The sequence below is a fragment of the Xanthomonas arboricola pv. juglandis genome, from assembly GCF_905367715.1.
In the GTDB taxonomy this organism is placed as follows: domain Bacteria; phylum Pseudomonadota; class Gammaproteobacteria; order Xanthomonadales; family Xanthomonadaceae; genus Xanthomonas; species Xanthomonas arboricola.
The window spans coordinates 3688732-3711170 of sequence record NZ_HG999362.1 but is presented as its reverse complement, the minus strand read 5'-3'; the positions used below and the strand labels follow the sequence as shown (position 1 = coordinate 3711170).

Below are 22439 nucleotides of genomic sequence, written 5' to 3'. Positions count from 1 at the left end.
CATGTAATTCAATGATTTAGAGCTGGCTGGCGAAATAATTTTAAGTGGTTTGCCCTGTCATTACTGTACTGTTTAATGCAAATAGGCTAACTAAAGCAGTCTTTATGTTAGCTTTTAAGGTGTACTGTTCCTAAATGGTTTGCTCGGATGTTAGTATTATCTCGGTAGATAATGCAGCCGAAGACAGGAGTTAACTAACATGGATCACTTCGAGGGCGTGGTATTGGACTATCTCCGCGCCGACCGCGCGCTGTTCATCAACAGCCAGTGCTGCATCCAGCTCAATGAAGGGACCAATCCGGACACCAGTGGCCCGCATTGGTATTGCGATGCTGTGGCCGTGAGCTTCAAAGAGCAGGCCGCCTACCTGTGCGAAATCACCTATGCGTCCAGGGCGCCGTCGCTGCTCGGTCGGCTGAGAGCCTGGGATGAACACTGGGACGGGGTAAAGGCAGCATTGGTGCGTGACAGCGGGGTGCCAGCTGAGTGGTCGGTCAGACCTCGGTTATTCGTGCCGCAGGCGCACGCGGAGCGGCTGAAGAGCAGCTTGGTATCGCTAGGCACACTGCCGAGCCCGCGGATCATGTTTCTGGAGGATGTCGTGCCTTGGCGCTACCGGTCTTGGAATCGTGGTGCCTACGAAGACCCGTCCGAATAATGATCAGCTTGGCTTCGGATGTGTCGGAGCAACTGCGTGAGGGACACGATTACTTTGCTCAGGATCTGCTGATGTCGAGGAGGGCTCGGGACCTATGGAGCATCGCTGCACACTCTGACTTTGCCGGATGCGGGGCCAACGGTGCCTCATCTCGCGCGACGCTTGAGCGGCATCTTGTCGGCTTCGATCAGCTCTCATTGTCAGGCTTGGTGGCGGGTCTGGGGTATGAAAGCTCTATGGGAGAGGATAGTTGCGTCCTCGGCTTGGGTGACGGCGTGCCAATGGAATTGCCCATCAAGCCTCGGCTTTTCAGAGCCAAGCTCGCACGGAGCGTCTTGCGCTTGGTGCGGGAAGATTGCTTTGAAATTTCTGCTAGAGGTCTCGGTCCCAAAGGTCATTTATGATCACGATATACATGTCGCCTGGTTGCCGCTGGCAGTGTGCGGAACAAGGCGTCATTGATCATTCCATCCTGCTGAAGCCGGTAAGAGGCACCAATGTCTAGTCAAGGCAAACATCCTAAGCACATCTTCCTCGTGGCGTTGCTCCTAGCGAGCTGTCTAACGTCAGCTGTAACTCAGGCAGCTCCGGCTGACGGCATTCCAGCCGGTGATTGGCGCGGAATCCTGTCCACGAGCGAATCCACAGGCCCGGTCTATGCCCGCTTGAGTGAGCGCGCGACAGGTGGCAGCGGCCCCCAGGTTGGGGACTTGCGGTTTGGGCCTCCCTTCAACTGTGCCCTGGAATTGCGGGCGCAGAACGATGCTTACACGCTGACGTCCCGTAACGGGGGCAAGTTCTGCGACGCGCAGACCGGTAGACAGGCTCAGATTAGGGTGATGGACGAGACAGCAGAGAGTATAGAGCTCACACTGCTGGGACATGAGCAGCCTTTGGTCATCACCCTGGACCAAAAAAAGGAAGGGGTGGCTGAAGCTGGTCGCTGGCGAGGTGCGGGCCTTATCAGCGCACAGTTAGAGATTGTTGCGGCCAGCGTCCGGCCTGGGGATGTGCTTGGTCGCCTGCGCTATGGTGCTCCTAGGGATTGTCAGGTCGAGTTGCGATACGCCGGCCGTGTCGATGGGGCGTTGACCACATGGGTCGGCGCTAATGACCGCGGCTATTGCCGGTTGCTCAGCGACAGCCAAGCCGCCATGCAGATTCGTCCGGATGGCAGTGCGACGCTTTCGATCTTCGTCAGGGGTCAACGCGACACGCTATTTTTTGACCGTGTGCCTTGATACGCGTAGGTATGCGAAGGGCGCAGCCTATCGAATCCGCGAACCATGTTCTTGGAGGATGTCGTGCCCTGGCGCTGCCGGTTTTGGAATCGTGGTGCTTACGAAGACCCGGCCGAGCAATGAGGTGCTCGGCCTCGGCTAGGCCTATGTTTAATTGCGCAAGGGGACGGTGGCGCCCCTGCTCAGAACTTCCAGACAGCCCAAGGTGTTTGGGGCCTATAGGCTACGGAACGCCCGCGGTGTAACCTGACGTTGCCGGATGCGGAACCGATGGTCGCTCACTCCGCGCGATGCTTGAGCAGCGTCTTGCCGGCACTCGCAAGAGGTCCGATCGTGGCTGCGCCCAGGTGGGTTGGAGGAATAGCCGCTCTACGTGCTACCGCCGAGTAGAGCTGGACGCCGGTAACTGCGAGGCGTCTCGTCAGCTCCGCGCTACGTCAGCGCACCATCGTGGGGCTCCTGCGGTATCAAGGTGAGGTGCGTCTCGGGCAGTGCAGCAGCGCAGCCGATACTTGAGCCTATGGATAGAGGCGAGCTTCGCCGTCACCTTGAGTGTCTGGATGCGGCCGTGCCAACGCTGCCGGCATCCATTCCCGATCGCCGTCACTTCTGTCGCGCTTTTGCCAGCATGGCCGCTTCCATCGAGAGCAAGGCTATGTCGAGCGAGGGCGCGCAGTTCGTCGGCCGTCGAGCCGAGGAAATCTTGTCTTGCCATGGGCTTGAGTATCGGTAACGCTGGAGTGCACAGACGTTGCAAACTATGCTGACTACTCACGTGCAGAGCGTGACGCTGTTGGGCGACCCGGGCGCTCTGAGACTTTGAAATCACAGCGACATCTTCAGAGTTCCGAAAACTCGCTGTTAAATGTGTGAATAAATCAACGTTTCTAACAATGTATTCGTGTGGCCGGTTGTATTGCGGAGATCGGAGCAATCGGGTCACGCCACAAGCGACTCTTGTATACGGCTGACCAGATGAGAGCGCTTGTAAGGCTTGCTTAGGAATTTCGTATAGCTAGGCAGGTCTGGAGGCGTGTAGCCAATGCCCGAAGTAAGAATGGCAGGAAGATTGCATCCATCCATACGGAGATGATGTAGCAGGTCCTTTCCGTCCATGGAGCCGGGCATTTGCAGGTCTGTGAAGATCAAACCGATTTCAGGATGACAGCGCAGCCGATCCAGCGCTTGGCTTGCATCTCCTGCGGTTACCACGAAATAGCCGTATTCGGTCAGCAATATCTCTGCCAATTCGCGGGTTAGCTCATCGTCGTCTACCACAAGGATGACGCATTCAGTCAAGGAGGTCATTTGGGTCGGTTCGAATAGGTGATGCTAGTGAGGTTGGCCTCCACAGTGCAAAATGTGCGTGATATCTGTGTTTTTTCTGAACAAAAAAGATGCTTCCTTCATACGAGCGGTATCGTCAAATCGTGGAAATGTCCCCTGATTCCATCAAGGAGGTCTCCCTTGATGGTCGGGTGATGTTTGTCAACTCTCATGGAGTGGCGAGAATCGCTGCTGAAAACGCGGAGCGTGTAGTCGGCGAGCAATGGTCCTCTCTTTGGCCAGAGGAAGTCAGGGCGATGGTTGATGAGGCCATTTCCGCAGCCATTCGTGGGGAGCGTCGGCAATTCGACGCGGAATGCCTGACACCTAACGGTGAGCGCCGTTTTTGGCTTATCTCCACCAGCCCACTCACGAACCAACAGGGAGTGGTTGAGTCCGTTTTGGCTGTTAACCGTGATGTTACGGAACGCCGGCTTGCAGAAATTGCGTTGCGGACGCTGAACCACAGCTTGAGTGGTCAGGCTGCGTCGGCGCCAGCTCAGACCCAGTTGTCCGGCGCTACCCAAGCAAACTTGGGCCAGGCCGATATACGAGCTCAAGAATTACAAGTTGAACTCGATATTGCACGCGCGGCCCAACGCATGGCCGAGGCCGTTTCAGAGCAGGCGCAGAAGGGAGAGGCCGTAGGTCAACTGCTAGCCGGCATGGTGCACGATTTTAACAACGTCCTTCAGGCTGCGTCTGGTGCCTTAGAGATGGTGCTTCTTAGAGGGGGTGTCGACGAAAAAGATCGTAAACTCTTGGGCATGGCTGAAATCGCTTTGCAACAGGGCGCGACGATGTCACAGCGGTTGCTCGGGTTCGCGCGCCACCATCCTTACCTGCCGCAGAGCGTTGACGTCGGCGGGATCGTGCGTGGAATGATGCCTCTGTTGGATCAAGTAGTAGGACTCGGCATCACGCTCCAGTTCCAACCTCAGTTCAATATCCCTATGGCCATGGTCGATCCGCATAGTTTGGAGCGTGCCATCATGAATTTGGTGGTCAACGCCCGAGATGCCTGTGGCGATGCCGGCACGATCACCGTTTCAACAGAGAGTTGTGTCATTGAGCAGGTGCCAAGCGGTGCTTCGCATTCACCTGGCGGGTATGTGCTCCTTAAGGTGCAGGACAGCGGACAGGGCATCGCATCTGAGGTGATTGGGCGGCTGTTTGAGGCCTATTTCACAACCAAACCTCCGGGAAAAGGCACGGGGCTTGGCCTTTCTCAGGTCTACGGCACTATCCGTCGTGCCAACGGATTCATCGAGGTGGAATCGAAGCCCGGGCAGGGGGCTTGCTTTACTCTGGCCGTGCCTTGCACTTAGGGACCTTCCGCGTTGCAGGCTGCAGAAAGCCAAATCCGCATTGTTGTGCGACGAAGTTCATCCCAGGAGCTAATTCAGTGCTTCGTTGCTCAGCACCTGACGGTTTCCTCGAAGCTAAGAACGGTCAAGGATAGGTCTAGCGCTTGTTTCGCATGGGAGTGGGCCGCCGTCTGGTTGTCTGACTTAAGCGCAATAGACGATTTTCGCAATAAAAATTTCACTTCCAGCGAGCCAGGGCCATCCACTGCAATGGCTTGAGAATATCTTCAAATATAATCGCTGACGTCTAATTGCGGCACGCGCACATAGTCGCAGCAAGTCTCCGATATTTCTTCCTCGCCTGTGTCCTTGCCCATTCGCACGCAGCCGGGCGGGGGCAATGACATCGATACAGGTGCAGAGCCCATTCACGGCTGGCATATGGCGTGCTGAGCGATTCTGGCAAGGCCGCTGCGCCATGCCGGGGCGTTCTCGATATCAGTGTCGTCAGACGTGAATAGGGGCATCAGGTCCTAGAAAAATTCCGAAATTAATAGTGAGCTATTAACGGTTAAGGTGTCGTCTCGCCCCTTGACTCGTTGCCTGCTAAAAGTGCCATAGAGAAGTCATCGATCAGGCGTTATCCATGTCTTGGATGATGCCGAGGAGAATTTTTTTGATCAAGGTCTTACAACTCGTTGAAGAAACACAGCGGCTTGCCCTCGTGGAGGGACACCGCTATGGGGACGTGGTAACGGCAGATGGACTGCTGACAAGGTCGCTTCGCGCGAGGTTCGGACGCAAAATGATTCGACGAACGCCTTTCATATATGATCAAACGTTCAAGGATTTGAACCTAGATGACCGTGCGCTGTGGGACGAGAAAAGATATTTCGTCAAGGTTTTCGGATTTTCTTCTTTGTTTTCTCTGTCAGGTAAAGTCTTCATGGGTGAGTGGCACACCTTGACTGATAGACCTAGATTCTGCCCAGTAATTGTCTCTGAGAGGATGATGGGGGGATTTTTGACATTTGAATTTTCGTTGTTAACGTCTCTATCAAAGTCAGAGCCTTTTGCTAGACCGCTTTGCATCGATGGGGATCCACGGGAGTGGCTCATAGTTCCGGCAGACAAGGCCCTTGCCCAGCTATTCAAATGGCAAGCAGGTGCTCCGGATTTGGTCTTTCCTACAGAAGCTCACGTTGAGGTGTGATTTCACTTACAACCTCCGGCAAGCCCATGCACCGTCAGAGCAGGCAATCAACGACGGATATGTAAACGTGCAAACCGGTTTTTTGACTAAAGCGGCTTTGGGACAGGGGCTGTCTACATCTTTAATAGAGGTGCTAAAAAGAACTGTCGTGTCACTGGTGAAGGATACCCGGCAGCGCCGGGTATCCTAACGTCACAGCTTAGAATTCTTGCCAGTTCGAGTCATTGCCTGGGGCAACAGCAATATGCTTCTGAGTTGGGGCAGCCCTTTTTGCAGATGCTACAGCGGAATCGGACTTACGAACACTGTTTTTACGGAGCGGAGACAGCGTGGTTGGCATTCGGACTGTTGCGGTTCTTGCCTCAATCTTGAACACCGCGACGGCCTCCGTGAGCTGGACGGCCTGTTCTTCCATGGAGCGTGCAGCGGCAGTGGCTTCTTCAACCAGAGCCGCGTTCTGCTGCGTCGTTTCATCCATCTGCGTGACCGTGATGTTGACCTGCTCGATGCCGGCCGACTGTTCCTGGGACGCTGCGGAGATCTCACCCATGATGTCGGTGACGCGCTGCACGCTGGAGACGATCTCGGCCATCGTGGTGCCCGCCGTATGCACTAGCGTGGAGCCTTCGGTAACGCGCTCGACAGAGTCGTCGATCAGGGTCTTGATCTCCTTGGCCGCAGCGGTGGAACGCTGTGCCAGCGTCCGCACTTCCGATGCAACCACCGCAAAACCACGACCTTGCTCACCAGCCCGCGCCGCTTCCACGGCAGCATTCAAGGCCAGGATGTTGGTCTGGAACGAGATGCCGTCAATCACGGAGATGATGTCGGCAATTTTCTTGGACGAGGCCTCGATGCCGGCCATGGTCCCCACCACCTTGCTGACGATTTCCCCGCCCTGGGAGGCGACGCCTGCGGCACCGATGGCCAACTGGTTGGCCTGGCGTGCGTGCTCCGCATTCTGGCGAACGGTGGAGGTCAGCTCTTCCATGGAGGCAGCCGTCTCCTCCAGGTTGGCGGCCTGTTGTTCGGTGCGCTGCGACAGGTCCTGATTGCCGGCGGCAATCTCGCTGGCTGCCGAATTGATGGACACTGCCGACTGCTGGATGCGCCCAACGATCTCTGCAAGCTGCGCAGCAGTGGTGTTGGCGTCGTCGCGCATCTGGGCGAAGACCCCCTTGAACTCGCCCGTCATGCGCGCGGTGAGGTCACCTGCAGCGATGGATTGCAGCAGCGAGGACAGCGATTGCAGGTTGCTGTCAGCGGTGGCCATGAGCAGGTTCAAGCTCTCCACCATGACGCGGAAATCATATTGGAAACGCTCGGCATCGCCGCGCGCCGTGAAATCACCGTTGGCGGCGGACTGCGCCAGCTGCTTGATCTCGATGTTCATGGCAGACAGGTTGGCTTTGACCTCGTCCATGGTCTGCGTCAGCACGGCTTTTTCACCGGGCAAGCGCTCCATACTCTCGCTCAGGTCACCGATGGCATAGCGGCCCATGATCCGTGCAAGGTTCGACTGCACAGCCAGGTGAGAGGCCACAAGGGCATTGGTGTCCTCGGCCATGCGACCATAGTCGCCTGGGAAGGCCTGGGCATCCATGCGGAAGCTGGTCTGGCCGTCATCGTGGCGCTTTGCCATGTCGCCCTGCGCGGTCAGAAGTGATTGAAGCTGCGTTTGCATGCCCTGCATGGCGCGCAGCAACCGGCCGGTTTCGTCCTTGGCCTGCGTTTGGACATCGTTGCCGAGTTGACCGTTGGCAATCGCTTCAGCGGCTTTGGTGGCGCGGGTAAGAGGGTGGGTGAGGCTTCGGGTGATGAGCCACGCGAGCAGGCTGCTGACCAGGACGACGACCACACCGCCGATGATGAGCAGAAGCTTTCCACGAGCCATGGACTGGACCGCTTGTTCGTAAGCTTCGTGGCTTTGCTTTTCCTGGCGCGTAACCAGTTCGCGAATCTTTTCTTGCCAAGCTTGGGTAGCAGGGCGCGCTTTTTCATTTAGCAGGGTCTGAGCGTCGGCGTTATCGTTTTTTGCCGCTAACGCAATGACTTCGTCACCCACCTTGCCCGAGATGGCCCGGCGTTCGTCGATCGCCGCACGAATCTTCCGACCCTCCTCAGAGCTGGAAAGCGTATCGAGTTTTGCACGCAGGTCACTGTAGCGGTGCCGTTGTGCCTTGATGGTCTTCAGGGCCTCCTCGTTCAGTTCCTCGGTCGTCGTCATCGCGTAAGTGCCTAGCGCAATGAGGATGGAGGAGTTTGCGTCGAGCATGCCGTTGCCGATCTCAATCTTGGCCATGCGATCAAGAACAATGAAGTCCAACTGATTTCTGGCATTGGCCATAGTGTTCAGCCCCGCAGCAACGAGAAGACCTGAGAGCAAAATTAAGATGCCAAATGCCGTGCTCAAACGGCGTCCGACGTTGTAGCGCTGAAGGAAATTGATCATGGTTTTCTCAAAAAGAGGAAGGCTTGGGTGACCATGCTCTGTGAGCCGGGCACCATTTATCCAATAGCGGCCATGTGTTTCCATACTGAAACCTCAACAAAGAGAGGGGTTGTTCTCGGCTTAAGGAAACTAATCTGTAGGGGATTTCCCGACACTGTGATGTTCTGGAGCGAGATGATTTCTTGCCGCCGTGACAATTAATTTTCTTGTTCAGTCTTGTCCTTTTCGTTCAATACGCGGAAGTGACAGATGAGGAGGAGTTCCAGGTAGGCTATTTGGTTCTAACCTAGCGCTGTGGAAGAGATGGAGCAGTTGAACGAGCAATGGATGGCGGCAGTGGCCGATGCACTGAGTGACCTGCAAGGGGCAAGAGTGGCTCAAGGCGCGGTGCTCGAGGCGATGATCGCCTCGCATCCGGACCCAGTATTGCTGACCCGTTGCTGGGACCGCCCGTCGCGCATCCGATGTTTTCGATTACGCTTACCCAGAGCATTTACGCGATTGCGTGGAAGCACTTCCCAAAACAGCAGGGGTCTACACCTTTCACGGGAAGGAAGGCCTGTTGCCGCTCTACGTCGGTAAGAGCATCAACGTGCGCACCCGGGTGATGGACCATTGCCGCACCCCGGAAGAGGCCTCACTGCTTCGTCAAACGACCTCGGTTTCCTGTATCTCCATGGCAGGCGACGTTGGTGCACGTTTGCTGGAGGCGCAAATGGTCAAGCGTCAGATGCCGCTCTACAACAAGCTGCTTCGGAAGGTCCCGCGGCAGTTCTCCATCCGCCTCTATCGGGGCGAGGTCTCTATCGTTCACTCGGCGGAATACGACGTGACCTCCTCACCGATGCTCTACGGGCTCTACTCCAGCCCGCAGTCCGCTCAAAAAAGCTTGCGACGCATCGCCGATGACCACCGGCTCTGTTACTCCCTGGTAGGGCTCGAGCGGCTGCCTTTGGGCCGCCCATGCTTTCGCGCCATGCTCAAGCGATGCGCGGGCGCTTGCTCGGGAAGTGAGACCCTGGATGAGCACGAAGAGCGCTTACGTGCTGCACTCATTCGTCTAGAGCTTTCAACCTGGCCCTTTCGTGGCCGGATTGCGTTGGAAGAGAAGGGCGAGAACTTGCGCCAGCTCCACGTGCTGGATGCCTGGCACTACCTGGGCACCGTCACGACACTGACGGCGGCCAGGAAGCTGAAAGGCGAGCCGTTGGGCTTCGACCGGGACAGCTACAGGATCATCAGGGCTGCGATAGAGTCGGGACTTCACGCCATCACCGTCCTCGGCCCGTAGAACTCTTCCGCGCTATCAAACAGGGCCAGATCCGTTGGCAAGTCATGGAACCGATGCAGCCGGGGAGCGTCCAGCAGGAGCAAGGGCCTCGGATGACCATGGGCGAGCATTGGGCGGCTTGCAAAAAAGCTGACTTGATAGGGCAAGGTTAGTGGAGCAAGCCTGCCCGGTCCCTCATGTGATTGAGCAGCAACGTTTCCAGTTCTGCCTCGTCTAGTGCATGTGCACCCGTCTGGAAGACTAGGTCAGCCACTCGCTGCCGCCGTCTCATCTCTTCGCGCCTTGCTGTTTCCTGCGCCTTTGCTTCGCGGCGCTGGTTGGCTAAAAGCTCTTTCGCTTGCAGCTGTGCTAAGCGCTCGGTGGCCCGCTGAATTTGGTCTCGGTAGTGATTCGTTGCGGTCATGCGTTTCTCCTGTCGCTTGGAAATGAGTCAACCAGGAAAACGGCTTGCGTCAAGCGTTGAGGTGGTCTCGAATTTCGGCCGCTTCGAAAATCGAAAAGCCTGAAAAACAAGGCTTAAAAGAAAGAAGCAAGAGCGCACTGATGCAATGTCTGCGACATAGCGCGCGCCAGGTGCTACGCCCCCGGACCCCCAAGCGCTGCGCGCTTGCGCAAATCAAAAGCCACGGCATAAAGAGAGCAACCTCATCTGGAGCTCTGCATGGCCATCTACCACTCCCGCGTCAAAACTTTTAGCCGTTCCCGCGGCGACTCCGCAGTTGCGGCGGCCGCCTACCGAGCTGGCCTTCTTCTCATCGACCATCTCACCGGGCAACGGCACGATTACCGCCGCCGCAGTGGAGTCGTGGCATCCGAGTGCCTTGCTCCTCAGGATGCCCCGGCATGGGCACTTGTCCCCGCAGAGCTCTGGCCGAAAGCCGAGGCGGCGGAGAATCGCAAAAATTCAGTAGTGGCCCGCGAGTTCGAAGTCGCGTTGCCCCACGAGCTCAACGACGAGCAGCGGTCCGACCTAGTTGTGGCCATTGGCCAAGCCCTGGTTGCCCGCTATGGATTCGCCGTGCAGGCGAGCATCCACTCCCCGGGGTCCCGCGACGGTTTGAACCATCACGTGCACCTGCTGGCCACCACGCGCCGCCTGACCAGCGACGGTTTTTCCGAGAAGACGCGTGAGCTGGATGGCGGGGCGTCTGGGAAGATTGAAATCGAGTGGATCCGCCAAACCATCGCCTCAACTATCAACGAACATCTGGCTGCTGCGGGCATCGATGCCCGGGTCGACCACCGCCGCTTGGAAGTCCAGGCCGAAGAGGCCCTGGCTCGCGGCGACTGGGCCGAAGCGATGGTCCTGTCCCGGCAGCCCACGAAGCACATGGGCAAGACAGCAACAGCACTGGCCCGCAAGGGCGTGATGACCGACCGTGCCGCCGAAAACGCGCGCATCGTTCGAGAAAACGAAGAGGCCTTTGAACGGTTGCTTGCGCAAGCCGAGCAGGAGGGCAGGGCAGTTCCGGGCTCCAATGGTCATAGCTATTACCAGGCGCAGCGCGACCGTCGACGTCGGGCTGGCCCCACGAATGACCTTCAAACCGCTGTGCCCGGGTTGGAAATCCACGGGCTCCGCGGCATGCGCCTCTCCGATGCGCTGGGTCGGCCTGCCGAAGATACGCAGGCGCGGCCGCTTCGCTCTATCAGTGAGCTGGTCGCCGAGGCGGCTCGTGACCTCGCGGAGATCCTCTCGACCCGTTCCGACCTTGCGTTGACCGCGACTCAGCGCTTGGTGAGGAGATGGAATGCGCATGCGGCGACGTTTGTCGACAACGCCAGCCTTCGCCGAGGGCTTGATGGGCTGGTCGAACGACTGGGCAGCCTCAAGCGCAGCGTGGTGAAGTTCTCCCAACGAACCAGCGCCTTGGGGCGTGCCGAGAAGCTCTTCCACCTGGCCGAACAGGCGTGGGAGCAGTTCAACGGCGACTACCCTCGTCCCGATGGCGAGTGGGCCTCTCAAGAATGGGAAAAGCGGCGGGGAAGGCGGTTGGCCGTCTTGGAGAAGCGCACAGCTGAACTGGGTGCAGCCCAGGCGGCCGTCTCAGAGCAGCAGTGGAACGATTGCGAGAACGAGATTGAGAACCGCGCTGCTCAGATGGAACAGTGGAGCGAAGCGATGCTCGCAAGTCCAAAGCCTGAAATCGCTCATGGCTCTGTTGCATCTATCGACGCTGCTCAAGCCATGCCTAAGCCTTCGCCGATGCCTGTGCCCGTGCCGCAACCAACACGCCGGCGGCCGCGGCCCTGATGGATGTCAAAAGCCCCGCAGATGCGGGGCTTTTTTCTTTGGCTTTAATGCCGAGGGCGAGGCCGCAGGTCTATGCGTTCAATCCCAATGGGCTCCTTGGGGCGGGGGACGTTGTCCTTGTCTTTGTTCTTCTTCTTGCGTGCCTCTCGCCATTCCTCGATTGAAGCGGGCATGGTCGGCACGACGGTGCGATCGACAGCCGCTCGTTTGACGAGGATGGGCTGGGATGGGGCCATGGTCGATGCCTGCGTTTGACCGGCCGGCCCTGGCCCGCCGAGCCTCAGCAGCTCTGCCGCTAGATCGAGCGCGTATTGGATGTCTTCCACCTCATGCGGGGGAAGGCGGGTCGTGCGCTGCTGAAGGAGGTGGCCGAGCAAGCGACTGGCGACCTGAATCTGCGTTTGGTGCATGGGTGCTCCTGTGTTGGGTGAGCCCTCATCCAACCAAGAACCGACGCTTGCGCAAGAGCTCGCTTTCGGCTGCACTTCACAAATTCGAATACGCAATAAAAGTTTGATTTGAAGTATGTCTATAGTTGATATCAACGCCAGGCATCCGGATTTGCTTATGGCTGGCCGGGGACTTGGCCAGCCTGCGGGGATGTCCTTGAGCCGCCGCCGTCGCCTCGCTATGATCAGGTATCAACCGGGGTATCATTTTTGGATCACCCTTCCCGGGGATTCGTTAGGATAATCAATTGGTTGGCGTGGATGGATTCTGTTCCCATCGCCCGCTCCATGTCCGGCAGGTGCCTCTGACGCTCTTGTCCGCTGGCCAGCGCGGATTGCTCGATATCCGATCCGTCCTAACTGAATTGCTTACCTTCTGGGTGGGTCGCTGCGCGATTGCACTTAACCCCCCTGACATGCAATTTCAGGGCGCAGCTCAGGCCTCCGCAGTCGATGGCAACGATTGGTTTTCAGCCGTCGGCTTTTTAACTGCGGATCGGGGGTTTTCGTCGGCTACAACCGATTGCGACGGTGCCGCCGGACAGAACATTTAGTGTTTTGGACTGGCATCGATTGCAGCGCGCCGCGGCGAATAACGCTAGTTGCGCGCTTCGCTATTTCCTTCCCCAAGGTCAGGAACCTCCTGATTGAGCGGGCTTGCGGCGATGGGCATAGTGGCAGTCATCATCGAGCGAGCACCATGACGGCCACGCATCCTCAACTTATCGGCGCACTTCTCAAGGGCATACGACGCGCCGAATCAGCGCGGGCAGCCTCGGTTGCTCACCGTGCCGAGCAGATGCGTTTTGGTTACGGTACGCCGGACGATGCAGGCAAGGTGCTGGAAATGTTCGCGCTGGATTCCGAGCAGATTCGCGAGCTGGGGCTGGTGGGGGTGGAAGAGCTGGGCGAGGCGGTCTGCCATGCCTGGTCCATCAATGCCGGCGAGCTGGATCGGGTGGTGCAGTGGTTTTCGGCGCCCAGGGTCGAGTTTGTCGGCAAGCACTGCGGTGAGCTGATCCGGGCCGGGCGCATCGGGCCGGTGCTGACCATGGCCCGCGAGCATGCCTTGCTGCGCCATCGCTGACCGCAGCCAGACTCGGGCGCGTCCTGCCGCTTTACGCTAGCCGGCGCAACGGCAATACTCGCTGACCCGTCCAACCTTAGTTTTGCCAATGCGCCAGGTTCCGCCCGCTTCACCCTCTGCCGCCGCCAAAGCCCAATTGCTGGAAGAGCTGCGCAAGCTCGAGCAGGAAGAAGCCCAGCTGAAGTATGCCCAGACGCTGGAAGCCTTCGACCAGGTGGTCGAGGTGCTGACCCAGTTCGGTAGCCGCTTCAATGCCAAGCAGAAGTCCCAGATCGCGTCACTGGCGATGACAGGCAAATCCAAGGGGCCGTTGTCGTCCACGGGCGAGGTGGTGGCCAAATACTGGATTCCGCATTCCGGCGAGACCTGGTCCGGGCGTGGTCGCACGCCGCGTGCGTTCAAGGCCTGGGAAGGCACCAGCTCCTACAAGGAATGGAAGGCCAATCATCCCGACAAGCGATTCCCGCTGTATCCGGGCTGAGTTTTTGCGTATTCAAGGTCTTGCTGGGGCTCGTTAGCGTTTAGCGACTCACGACCGTCGCGCACTTTGGTGTTATCGCCGTCATCGCTGCAGTGTATTCGAGACGCTGCCGGATCGTGCAATCACATCTGGGTCTAGTGATGCTTGTCGATGTCGCCGTGCTCTAGGCCGGAGACGGAGAATTGCCCGTCCAGCTTATTGCGTCGTGATTGACTGGCGGGTTTTTCGATAGATGTACTCCAAATGCGCGATTGCCAGGTGCGGCTGTTTCAGCTTTTGTCAGTTCGTTGCTCGACTATTAATAAAGACGAGTGATAAGCCGATAGGTTTGCCCTAATCCGCATCGCCACGCGTGTCACTAGATACCAAGCCGCTGCTTCAAGTTCTTTGGTAAGCAAAGCCATTGGAGCTCTATCTGCGATTGCGGCGCGCCAGTGGCTGCCATCTTCAGGGTTGCACTGCCGTATCGGCATCCATGAATCGATAACGCAGATCCTGTTAAAGCCGAAGCCTCCGACGCCTGTGTCGAAGCAATAAAAAACTCGCGGCCTACCGGGTTTCCGGCAGGCCGCGAGTTCGTGTTACTGCATCGGTATTACTGGTCGTTCTTGCACTCGAACACCGACACACTACGCGGCGGGGCCAGGAATTCGCTGGCGCCGGCAGGCATCATGTCCACTTCCAGCGCTTCGTCAGTCGAGAGCGCCAGCTTCCAATGCACCGGTTCGTCGGCCGAGGGCAGGGTGAAGGTCACGCCTTCGTGGTAGGCATTGATGACGATCAACAAGGTGGCGTCGTTGGCCAACTCCTTGACGCCGGAGGTCTGGGCCTTGCCTTCCAGCAGCAGTCCCACCGAGCGCGCGCCGGCATCGGTCCAGTGCGCGTCGTCCATTTCGGTGCCGCCGGGATTGAGCCAGGTGAGATCGCGCAGGCCTGCCTCCTCGTTGTACTGGCCGTTGAGGAAGCGGCCGCGCGACAGGATCGGATAGCGCTTGCGTAACTTAGTCAGAGCCTTGACGAAGTCGGTCAGGCGGCCATTGGTCGGGTCGTTTTCCCAGTCCAGCCAGGTGATCTCGTTGTCCTGGCAATAGGTGTTGTTGTTGCCGCCCTGCGACTGCGCACGCTCATCACCGGCAAGCATCATCGGCGTCCCTTGCGAGAGCAGCAGCGTGGCGAGCAGGTTCTTCATCTGCCGCTCGCGGATCTGCAGCACATCCGCGTTATCGGTGTCGCCTTCTTCGCCGTAGTTGCAGGAGCCGTCGTTGGACGAACCGTCGCGATTGTCCTCGCCATTGGCGATGTTGTGCTTCTCGTTGTAGCTCACCAGGTCGCGCAGGGTGAATCCATCGTGCGCGGTGATGAAGTTGACCGACGCCCACGGGCGGCGACCGCGACGATCGAACAGATCAGCCGAACCGGTGAAGCGCGTGGCGAACTCGGCGAGCTTGCCATCCTCGCCCTTCCAGAACTCGCGCGCGTTGTCGCGGAACTTGTCGTTCCATTCCGACCAACCCGGCGGGAAGTGACCGACCTGGTAGCCGCCGGGACCGCAGTCCCAGGGTTCGGCAATCAGCTTGACCTCCGACAGCAACGGATCCTGGTTGCAGGCATCCAGAAAACCGCCGCGCTGGTCGAAACCGCTCGGCTCGCGTCCCAGGATCGTGGCCAGGTCGAAGCGGAAGCCGTCCACATGCATTTCGCCGGCCCAATAGCGCAGCGAATCGTTGACGAACTGGATCACCCGCGAGTTGCTCAGGTTGAGCGTATTGCCGGTGCCGGTATCGTTGATGTAGTAACGCTTGTCTTCGGCAAGGCGGTAATAGCTGGCGTTGTCGATGCCCTTGAACGACAGCGTCGGGCCCAACTCGCTGCCTTCGGCGGTGTGGTTGTAGACCACGTCCAGGATCACTTCCAGGCCCTGCTTGTGCATGGCCTTGACCATGTCGCGGAACTCATCGCGATGCCCGCTGGACAGGTAGCGCGACTTCAGCGCGAAGAAGCCGATGGTGTTGTAGCCCCAGTAATTGCGCAGGTCCTTGTCCAGCAGGTGCTGGTCGTCCAGATACGCATGCACCGGCAACAGCTCCACTGCGGTGATGCCCAGGTCCTTGATGTATTGCAGTACCTGCGGCTGCGCCAGGCCGGCAAAGGTGCCGCGTACGGCCTCCGGTACCTGTGGGTTGCGCATGGTGTAGCCACGCACATGGGTTTCGTAGATCACCGTCTCGTTCCACGGCGTGAGCAGGCGCGCGTCGTCTTCCCAGTCGTAGGTGTCTTCGACCACCACACACTTGGGCATGAACGGCGCGCTGTCGCGCTCGTCGAAGCTCAGATCGCCATCCGGGTGACCCACGGTGTAGCCGTAAAGTTCGTCTGCCCAGATCAGGTCGCCATCCATCTCGCGTGCATACGGGTCCATCAACAGCTTGTTGTGGTTGAAGCGGTGGCCTTCGGTGGGCTCATACGGGCCATGCACGCGGTAGCCGTAGCGCTGGCCGGGTTTGACGTCGGGCAGATAGCCGTGCCAGATCTCGTTGGTGTATTCCGGAAGATCCACCCGCACTTCGGTGCCCTGTTCGTCGAACAGGCACAGCTCCACACGCGTGGCATGCGCGGAAAACAACGCAAAATTGGTGCCCTGGCCATCGAAGACGGCACCGCGCGGGAACGGGCGTCCTTGGCGGATGCGGGAGGGGTTGGCGTAAGCCGCGCTTGCTGGACGTCGCATTGAGAGTCTCGGGTGCGCCGGCACGCCGGCATTGAGGGAACTCAAGCATTGCGGGTTGCGCTGTGCAAACTGCGTCACGACGACACGGGGGCGGCGTGAGGACGGTTGCTACGGCGCGCGGCGGCCGGTCATTCCGAGCGAGGTGACGGAAGCGCGCGCGCTGACGCAGATCAGCTGAGACATTGAGTCGAGCACGTCTGCTGCATTGTCTGCGCGACTGTCGCCGGGCAAACCGGCGCCGTGCATCACCTGTGCCGAGGTGCGTACACGCGCGCTTGAGCGCTGCGCAGCCGCCCTGCTAGCATCCAGGCCGTCGCAGCCACGCCGCGCGTGCAGTGTTACAGCTGCCTTGCTGCGTTACTTCCCCTCCCATTCTCGGGGCCGTCGCACACCCGTCGAACGCAACGTGCAGGGCAGGGATACTGCCCGCGCGTGCAATCGACCGGCTGACGTACGGACTTGGGTCACTCCGTCATCAGACTCCGACCATGTCCAGGCCGCGCCGTACACCTGCCGCGATGAAAATCGCCATTCTTTCCCGCAACAGCAAGTTGTATTCGACCCGGCGGCTCATCGAGGCCGGGCGCAAGCGTGGCCACACCGTGCGCATCCTCGACCCGCTGCGCTGCTACATGCGCATCGCCGCCGACGGTTTCAGCCTGCACTACAAGGGCAAGCCGATCACCGGATTCGATGCGGTGATCCCACGCATCGGCGCCTCGGTCACGCGCTATGCCACCGCCGTGTTGCGCCAGCTCGAATTCATGGGCACCTACACGCCCAACCCGTCCGACGCCATCCTGCGCTCGCGCGACAAGTTGCGCGCGCATCAGCTGCTGGCCGCGCAAGGCATCGACATGCCGGTGACCGTGTTCGGCGACAACCCGGACGACACCCAGGACCTGCTGTCGATGCTGGGCCCGCCGCCGCATGTGGTGAAGTTGAACGAGGGCGCGCAGGGCGCCGGGGTGATTCTCACCGAGAAAGCCAGCGCCTCGCGCGGCGTGGTCGAGGCACTGCGCGGGCTGTACGCCAACTTCATCGTGCAGGAATTCATCGGCGAGGCCGAGGGCGCGGACCTGCGCTGCTTTGTGGTCGGCGACCGGGTCGTTGCCGCGATGCGCCGGCAGGCAGCCGAGGGCGACTTCCGTTCCAACCTGCATCTGGGCGGCAGCGCTGCGGTGGCCCAGGCCACCGAGCAGGAACAGGAGGTCGCGGTACGCTCGGCGCGCGCGCTAGGCCTGGCCGTGGCCGGCGTGGACCTGATCCGTTCCAGTCGCGGGCCATTGGTGCTCGAGGTCAATTCGACCCCTGGACTGGAGGGCGTGGAAGGGGTGTGCGAGGTGGACGTGGCGGCGGCGATCATCCAGCACCTGGAGCAGTCGATCCGCTGATCGGGTCAACAGCTTTGTTAGCGGAAATTTAACGAAAATCTAATCCTTTCCTCGCTAGCCTCACCCGACCGTAGCTCTGCTCTCGGCAGTGACGGTGATCGGGATGAACTTTTGGCCCAAGTGCGTTGTCGCACTTGGGCCTTTTTATGTGGCGGCTTGCTGCCCCCAGGCTTCGCGTCTACATTCGCTGATGTTAAATCGCTCAGGCACACAAGGAGGCGTCGGCATGGCAAGGCAAGTCAGCACCGCAATGCTCAGCGTGATCAGTTTCCTGATCAGCCCTGCCCGCGCGATAGCGGGTGATCTCGGCACCCCGTCCAAGCCACCGGCAAAGCGGATGTGGAGCGATATGCATAAAGGCGCCAAGCACTCCGAGATCAGTCAGGGTGAGCGCGCTAAGGTGACAGCAGCACTTGATTGCAGCGAAGCCACGTTGGAGGCACAGCCGGATGTCACCGTGCTGCAGCCGGGCCAGCGCGCAGCGTTGCATAACGATCAGGAGCCCGTCACCCAGATTTTGACCAGGGCAGGCGAAGATGGTTGGCTAGTTGCCGGCGCGCGCGTGCAGCTGGTTCGCAGATGAGTACCAGACAGGGTATGACCGCCGCCGAGCGCCGCCGTCAGACGACTGTGAGTCAAGACGACATTTCTCGGCGCCAGCGCTAAAAAAACAGCTTAACCAATGAGGTTCCAGTGCGAATTCTAGTAATCGAAGACAACAGCGATATCGCCGCCAATCTGGGCGACTATCTCGAAGACCGCGGCCACACGGTGGACTTTGCCGCCGACGGCGTGACCGGTCTGCACCTGGCCGTGGTGCACGAGTTCGACGCCATCGTGCTCGATCTCAACCTGCCCGGCATGGATGGCATCGAGGTGTGTCGCAAGCTGCGCAACGAAGCGCGCAAGCAGACACCGGTGCTGATGCTCACCGCTCGCGATTCGCTGGACAACAAGCTGGCCGGTTTTGACTCCGGCGCGGACGACTATCTGATCAAGCCGTTTGCGCTGCAGGAAGTGGAAGTGCGGCTCAACGCGTTGTCGCGTCGTGGCAAGGGCGTGCACACCCGCGTGCTGGAAACCGGCGATCTGGAATACAACCTGGACACGCTGGAAGTGCGTCGCCGCGGCAAGCTGCTGCAGCTTAACCCCACTGCGTTGAAGATCCTGCAGTCGCTGATGGAAGCCTCGCCGGCCGTGGTCACCCGCCAGGAGCTGGAAACCCGCGTCTGGGGCGAGGAGCTGCCCGATTCAGACTCGCTGCGCGTGCATATCCACGGCCTGCGTGCGGTGGTCGACAAGCCTTTCGATGTGCCGATGATCCAGACCCGTCACGGCATCGGCTATCGCATCGCCTCGCCCGATGCCTGAAAGCAATAACGGCGCGCGGCCCGCCCGCAGGCGCGGCCGCTATCGGCGGCGCCTGCGCAGCCGCATCATCCTGTCGTTCGTGCTGTTGGGCTTCTGCCTGACCACGCTGTTCGCCTTCGCCACCAACTGGGCGCGCTCGCGCGTGGAAAACCAGTTGGTGGAAGACGTGATGAACCGCAACATCGACGCCTTTGCGCAGCGCTTCTATTCCGACCCGCTGCGCAACCCCGACCTGCCGGTGCAGCAGATGCGTGGGCGGGTGGTCAAAAGCGACAAGTTCGAAGCGCTGCGGCTGGAACAGCCGGAGTGGTATCAGTTCCCGGACGGCATCCACACCATCTCCGGCGTGGACGAAAACGGCAACGCGTATTCGTACAAGCTGGCGGTACGCAAGACGCCGAGCGAGTGGTTCTTCCTCGCCTACGACATGACCCAGACCATCAAGGGTGAGATCCAACTCAAGCGCACCTTGATGCTCTCGGTGCTGGTGTTCAGCGGTTTCTCGCTGCTGATCGGCTGGTGGTCGGCGTCCAAGGTCATGCGCCCGGTGTCGGACCTGGCCGCACGCCTGCGCGCCTACCGCGGCGGCACCAGCGAGCCCAAGCCGCTGGCCGCGCACTTCCCCGACGATGAAGTGGGCCAGCTGGCCGAAGCGCTGGACGATTACTCGGCCCGCCTCACCGAAGTGGTACAGCGCGATCGCGAATTCAACGCCGACGTCAGCCACGAACTGCGCACCCCGCTGGCGGTGATCCGCGGCGCCACCGAACTGCTGCTCACCAAGCCCAATCTCGACGAAAAGATGCTGCAACGCTTGCAGCGCATCCAGCGCGCCGAACTGCAGTGCAGCGACCTGATCGGCTCGCTGCTATTGCTCTCGCGCAACGAACGCGGGCAGGGCAGCAGCAACGTCGCCAAGGTAGCCGAACAGCTGATCGACGCGCACCGCGCCCAACTCGGCGGCAAGCAGCTGGAGCTGCTGCTGGAAGGCGAGCGCGACCTGGTCATCGACGCGCCCGAATCTGCCTTGTCGGTGGCGCTGGGCAACCTGATCGGCAACGCGGTCAAGTACACCCAGGACGGCCAGGTGCGCGTGCGCGTGCTTGGCGATGCGGTAGAAGTGATCGACTCCGGTCCCGGCCTGAGCGAGGAAGACGCCGCCAAACTGTTCCAGCGCGGCTACCGCGGCACCCACGCCGGCCACTCGCAAGGCGGCGGCATCGGCCTGTCGATCGTCAGCCGGCTCTGTGATCTCTACGGCTGGCGCGTCAGCGTACGCCCAGGCCAGCAGCGCGGCGTCATCGCAACACTAGCCTTCCATCGCTAACCACCACCCGCACTCCCGTAGGAGCGCGCCCGGGCGCGATAGCCTTACCCATGACGCCCCCACGCCGGGGGGTTGCAAACAACAACCGCACCCAAAACCCAGCTCAGCGCTCTACCACCGTCACCACCAACTCGCCCGCACGCGCAGTGATCTGCAGCTTGCACCCAACCGCAAACCCCAACTGCTCCAGCCACAGCCCGCGCAAGCGCACGCTCGGGATGCGCTGGCTGTGCGGCCGGCCGGGTTCTGCATCGTAGTAAGGGAGTAATGGATGCCACGACTCGTGTGCTAACGATCTCGCTGGCGGTAACGGCAGTCGACTGGCCATGGCAGTGTTTTGAGTGCGCAGCCGTAGATGTCAGCGCCCGATTCGATGCGTTTGTAAAATTGCCCTGTAGCTCGCATCCAGGCTTCGCGCTTGTTGCGCCAGTCGGTCCGTGTCGCCTTCGTTGCTGATTACGTCATCGGCAATGGCCAATCGTTGTTCGCGAGATGCTTGCGCGGCAATCATCTGATCGGCAAGCACCGATGTGCTCCCGTCGCGTTGCATCAGGCGAGCATGTTGGAGCGACACCGGCACATCGACGACGAGAATGCGGTCCAGCCAGGCATAGGTCGCTCGTCCGCCCGCTTCGGTCAGCAGGGGAATCGCGACGATCGTATAGGGGCCCACGGCTTCCTGCGCGGCGCGCTGCAGTTCTGCGCGAATGGCCGGGTGGGTGATCGCTTCCAGCGCTTTCCGTTGGGCTGGATCGGCGAAGACGATCTTGCGCAGCGCTTGGCGGTCAAGCGTGCCACCCGGTAGCAGGATGTCCGGGCCAAACCGTTCTACGATCGCATCAAGAATGGGACCGGGCGCCACCACATGCCGTGCAACAATATCCGCATCGATGACCGGCACGCCCAGCTTCTCGAACTCAGCGGCAAGCGCGCTCTTGCCGGAAGCAATGCCGCCGGTGAGGCCGACGATGAAGTCGCTCATCGTCGTGCCCCGGTCAACGTAGGCCTGCGAAGTGCAGGTAGCCGTCCACCAGGTCGTTGCCCCAGAAGAACACCACCCAGCCTGCGATGGCCAGGTAGGGGCCGAACGGGATCGGGGTGGCACGGTCGCGGCCCTTGGCCACCAGCCAGATCGAGCCGAGGATGGCGCCGACCAGCGAGGAGATCAGGATGATTGGCAGGATGCCCTTCAGCCCACACCAGGCACCGAGCGCGGCCAGCAGCTTGAAGTCGCCGTGGCCCATGCCTTCTTTGCCGGTGAGCTGCTTGAACAGCCACCACACCGTCCATAGCGAGACATAGCCAACCGCCGCGCCCAGCAGGGCGGGCTTGGCCGGCATGTAGAGGTTGTCCATCGAGCCGACCAGGCCCAGCCACATCAGCGGCAAGGTCAGCTGGTCCGGCAGCAACTTGTGGCGCAGGTCGATGCCCGACATCGCCACCAGAAAGCAGCTCAGCACGATCGCGCCAAAGCCCTGCCAGCCGAAGCCGAAGCGCCAGACGCTGGCCACGCACAGGATCGAGGTCAACAGCTCAACCAGTGGGTATTGGATGGAGATCGGCTTGCCGCTGTAGCGTGACTTGCCGCGCAGCATCAGCCAGCTAAAGAGCGGGATGTTCTCCCACCACTTGAGCTTGTCGCCGGTGACCGGGTCGTGCGAGGGCTCCACCACGATCCCCGGCGGCGGCGGCTCGTAGATGTCCGGCAGCTCCAGGATCTCGCGCGCGTCGCGCCGCCACTGCCACTCCATGCGCTTGGGCAGGCGCAGGATCACCACGTTCAGGAAGCTGCCGATCAGCAGTCCCAGTCCGGCCGCGGCAGGAAAGCCGAGACCGGGATGCTGGTCGAGAAATGCCATG

20 protein-coding genes and 1 pseudogene are annotated in these 22439 nt (G+C 60.1%); 13 read left to right on the top strand and 8 right to left on the bottom strand.

The genetic code is table 11. From position 1 onward, the window contains the following. The first annotated feature begins 199 nt into the window (after positions 1-199). From KHN93_RS16080 to KHN93_RS21600, 3 genes are all read left to right on the top strand, one after another. Entirely contained in the window at positions 200-658 is a 459-nt protein-coding gene (locus KHN93_RS16080) for a hypothetical protein (protein WP_211920738.1), read from the top strand. Positions 659-1155: 497 nt separating this feature from the next. Then, a complete protein-coding gene (locus tag KHN93_RS16075; RefSeq protein ID WP_104541402.1) occupies positions 1156-1899 on the top strand; it encodes a hypothetical protein in 744 nt (247 codons plus the stop codon). Positions 1900-2419: 520 nt separating this feature from the next. Continuing rightward, complete coding sequence (locus KHN93_RS21600) at positions 2420-2632, top strand: hypothetical protein (RefSeq protein ID WP_244812133.1); 213 nt, start codon at positions 2420-2422, stop codon at positions 2630-2632. Between the two features lie 206 nt (positions 2633-2838). Here the strand turns inward: KHN93_RS21600 and KHN93_RS16070 are convergent, their stop codons facing one another. Further along, positions 2839-3207 (bottom strand): response regulator, encoded by a 369-nt coding sequence (locus KHN93_RS16070; protein ID WP_104541406.1) that lies wholly within the window; start codon positions 3205-3207, stop codon positions 2839-2841. Positions 3208-3335: 128 nt separating this feature from the next. Between KHN93_RS16070 and KHN93_RS16065 the strand changes: the two genes are divergently transcribed. Both KHN93_RS16065 and KHN93_RS16060 read left to right on the top strand, forming a co-directional pair. Next, complete coding sequence (locus KHN93_RS16065; protein WP_244812132.1) at positions 3336-4553, top strand: two-component system sensor histidine kinase NtrB; 1218 nt, start codon at positions 3336-3338, stop codon at positions 4551-4553. A 625-nt stretch (positions 4554-5178) separates the two neighbouring features. Beyond that, positions 5179-5745, top strand: a complete 567-nt coding sequence (locus KHN93_RS16060; protein ID WP_211920734.1) for a hypothetical protein — start codon at positions 5179-5181, stop codon at positions 5743-5745. A 199-nt stretch (positions 5746-5944) separates the two neighbouring features. Here the strand turns inward: KHN93_RS16060 and KHN93_RS16055 are convergent, their stop codons facing one another. Further along, the gene (locus KHN93_RS16055; protein ID WP_211920732.1) at positions 5945-8197 is read right to left on the bottom strand and encodes a methyl-accepting chemotaxis protein; all 2253 of its coding nucleotides are present in this window, start codon (positions 8195-8197) and stop codon (positions 5945-5947) included. Positions 8198-8702: 505 nt separating this feature from the next. On the opposite strand from KHN93_RS16055, the gene cho reads away from it, so the two are divergent. After that, positions 8703-9488 (top strand): excinuclease Cho, encoded by a 786-nt coding sequence (cho, locus tag KHN93_RS16050; RefSeq protein ID WP_211920730.1) that lies wholly within the window; start codon positions 8703-8705, stop codon positions 9486-9488. A gap of 148 nt (positions 9489-9636) precedes the next feature. Here cho and KHN93_RS16045 read toward each other — a convergent pair whose 3' ends face one another. Beyond that, positions 9637-9891: a hypothetical protein gene (locus KHN93_RS16045; RefSeq protein ID WP_011346616.1), complete on the bottom strand. Its 255-nt coding sequence runs from the start codon at positions 9889-9891 to the stop codon at positions 9637-9639. Positions 9892-10149: 258 nt separating this feature from the next. Here KHN93_RS16045 and mobQ point away from each other — a divergent pair, with 258 nt between their 5' ends. Then, a complete protein-coding gene (mobQ, locus tag KHN93_RS16040) occupies positions 10150-11742 on the top strand; it encodes a MobQ family relaxase (RefSeq protein WP_211920728.1) in 1593 nt (530 codons plus the stop codon). Positions 11743-11786: 44 nt separating this feature from the next. On the opposite strand, the gene KHN93_RS16035 is transcribed toward mobQ, so the two are convergent. Then, a complete protein-coding gene (locus KHN93_RS16035; RefSeq protein WP_211920726.1) occupies positions 11787-12152 on the bottom strand; it encodes a hypothetical protein in 366 nt (121 codons plus the stop codon). Between the two features lie 739 nt (positions 12153-12891). On the opposite strand from KHN93_RS16035, the gene KHN93_RS16030 reads away from it, so the two are divergent. After that, on the top strand, positions 12892-13278 hold the full coding sequence (locus KHN93_RS16030; RefSeq protein ID WP_026064907.1) for a hypothetical protein: 387 nt from the start codon (positions 12892-12894) through the stop codon (positions 13276-13278). 88 nt (positions 13279-13366) lie between these two features. Beyond that, entirely contained in the window at positions 13367-13759 is a 393-nt protein-coding gene (locus KHN93_RS16025) for an H-NS histone family protein (RefSeq protein WP_023904915.1), read from the top strand. 595 nt (positions 13760-14354) lie between these two features. Here KHN93_RS16025 and glgX read toward each other — a convergent pair. Then, the gene (glgX, locus tag KHN93_RS16020) at positions 14355-16487 is read right to left on the bottom strand and encodes a glycogen debranching protein GlgX (RefSeq protein WP_104559907.1); all 2133 of its coding nucleotides are present in this window, start codon (positions 16485-16487) and stop codon (positions 14355-14357) included. Between the two features lie 518 nt (positions 16488-17005). On the opposite strand from glgX, the gene rimK reads away from it, so the two are divergent. The 4 genes and pseudogenes from rimK to KHN93_RS16000 all read left to right on the top strand — a co-directional run bounded on the left by rimK (position 17006) and on the right by KHN93_RS16000 (position 20579). Beyond that, complete coding sequence (gene rimK, locus KHN93_RS16015) at positions 17006-17881, top strand: 30S ribosomal protein S6--L-glutamate ligase (protein WP_054592194.1); 876 nt, start codon at positions 17006-17008, stop codon at positions 17879-17881. 190 nt (positions 17882-18071) lie between these two features. Continuing rightward, positions 18072-18547 (top strand): annotated as a pseudogene (locus tag KHN93_RS16010) (hypothetical protein). Positions 18548-18574: 27 nt separating this feature from the next. After that, a complete protein-coding gene (locus tag KHN93_RS16005) occupies positions 18575-19252 on the top strand; it encodes a response regulator transcription factor (protein ID WP_006448355.1) in 678 nt (225 codons plus the stop codon). After that, on the top strand, positions 19245-20579 hold the full coding sequence (locus KHN93_RS16000) for a sensor histidine kinase (protein ID WP_016904089.1): 1335 nt from the start codon (positions 19245-19247) through the stop codon (positions 20577-20579). The genes KHN93_RS16005 and KHN93_RS16000 overlap by 8 nt, the downstream gene beginning before the upstream one ends. Before the next feature lie 103 nt (positions 20580-20682). Here KHN93_RS16000 and KHN93_RS21810 read toward each other — a convergent pair whose 3' ends face one another. From KHN93_RS21810 to KHN93_RS15985, 3 genes are read right to left on the bottom strand one after another with little or no spacing between them, the layout of a single operon-like run. Beyond that, entirely contained in the window at positions 20683-20928 is a 246-nt protein-coding gene (locus KHN93_RS21810; RefSeq protein ID WP_425600183.1) for a SymE family type I addiction module toxin, read from the bottom strand. A 9-nt stretch (positions 20929-20937) separates the two neighbouring features. Continuing rightward, entirely contained in the window at positions 20938-21561 is a 624-nt protein-coding gene (coaE, locus tag KHN93_RS15990; protein WP_211920724.1) for a dephospho-CoA kinase, read from the bottom strand. Between the two features lie 13 nt (positions 21562-21574). Continuing rightward, a complete protein-coding gene (locus tag KHN93_RS15985) occupies positions 21575-22438 on the bottom strand; it encodes a prepilin peptidase (RefSeq protein ID WP_016849610.1) in 864 nt (287 codons plus the stop codon). Position 22439: the final 1 nt, after the last annotated feature.

Bases quoted from the DNA above. Each gene is read 5' to 3' on its own strand.
- KHN93_RS16080 (WP_211920738.1), top strand. From the start codon at position 200: ATGGATCACTTCGAGGGCGTGGTATTGGACTATCTCCGCGCCGACCGC.
- KHN93_RS16075 (WP_104541402.1), top strand. From the start codon at position 1,156: ATGTCTAGTCAAGGCAAACATCCTAAGCACATCTTCCTCGTGGCGTTG.
- KHN93_RS21600 (WP_244812133.1), top strand. From the start codon at position 2,420: ATGGATAGAGGCGAGCTTCGCCGTCACCTTGAGTGTCTGGATGCGGCC.
- KHN93_RS16070 (WP_104541406.1), bottom strand. From the start codon at position 3,207: ATGACCTCCTTGACTGAATGCGTCATCCTTGTGGTAGACGACGATGAG.
- KHN93_RS16065 (WP_244812132.1), top strand. From the start codon at position 3,336: ATGTCCCCTGATTCCATCAAGGAGGTCTCCCTTGATGGTCGGGTGATG.
- KHN93_RS16060 (WP_211920734.1), top strand. From the start codon at position 5,179: ATGTCTTGGATGATGCCGAGGAGAATTTTTTTGATCAAGGTCTTACAA.
- KHN93_RS16055 (WP_211920732.1), bottom strand. From the start codon at position 8,197: ATGATCAATTTCCTTCAGCGCTACAACGTCGGACGCCGTTTGAGCACG.
- KHN93_RS16045 (WP_011346616.1), bottom strand. From the start codon at position 9,891: ATGACCGCAACGAATCACTACCGAGACCAAATTCAGCGGGCCACCGAG.
- mobQ (WP_211920728.1), top strand. From the start codon at position 10,150: ATGGCCATCTACCACTCCCGCGTCAAAACTTTTAGCCGTTCCCGCGGC.
- KHN93_RS16035 (WP_211920726.1), bottom strand. From the start codon at position 12,152: ATGCACCAAACGCAGATTCAGGTCGCCAGTCGCTTGCTCGGCCACCTC.
- KHN93_RS16030 (WP_026064907.1), top strand. From the start codon at position 12,892: ATGACGGCCACGCATCCTCAACTTATCGGCGCACTTCTCAAGGGCATA.
- KHN93_RS16025 (WP_023904915.1), top strand. From the start codon at position 13,367: ATGCGCCAGGTTCCGCCCGCTTCACCCTCTGCCGCCGCCAAAGCCCAA.
- glgX (WP_104559907.1), bottom strand. From the start codon at position 16,487: ATGCGACGTCCAGCAAGCGCGGCTTACGCCAACCCCTCCCGCATCCGC.
- rimK (WP_054592194.1), top strand. From the start codon at position 17,006: ATGAAAATCGCCATTCTTTCCCGCAACAGCAAGTTGTATTCGACCCGG.
- KHN93_RS16000 (WP_016904089.1), top strand. From the start codon at position 19,245: ATGCCTGAAAGCAATAACGGCGCGCGGCCCGCCCGCAGGCGCGGCCGC.
- coaE (WP_211920724.1), bottom strand. From the start codon at position 21,561: ATGAGCGACTTCATCGTCGGCCTCACCGGCGGCATTGCTTCCGGCAAG.
- KHN93_RS15985 (WP_016849610.1), bottom strand. From the start codon at position 22,438: ATGGCATTTCTCGACCAGCATCCCGGTCTCGGCTTTCCTGCCGCGGCC.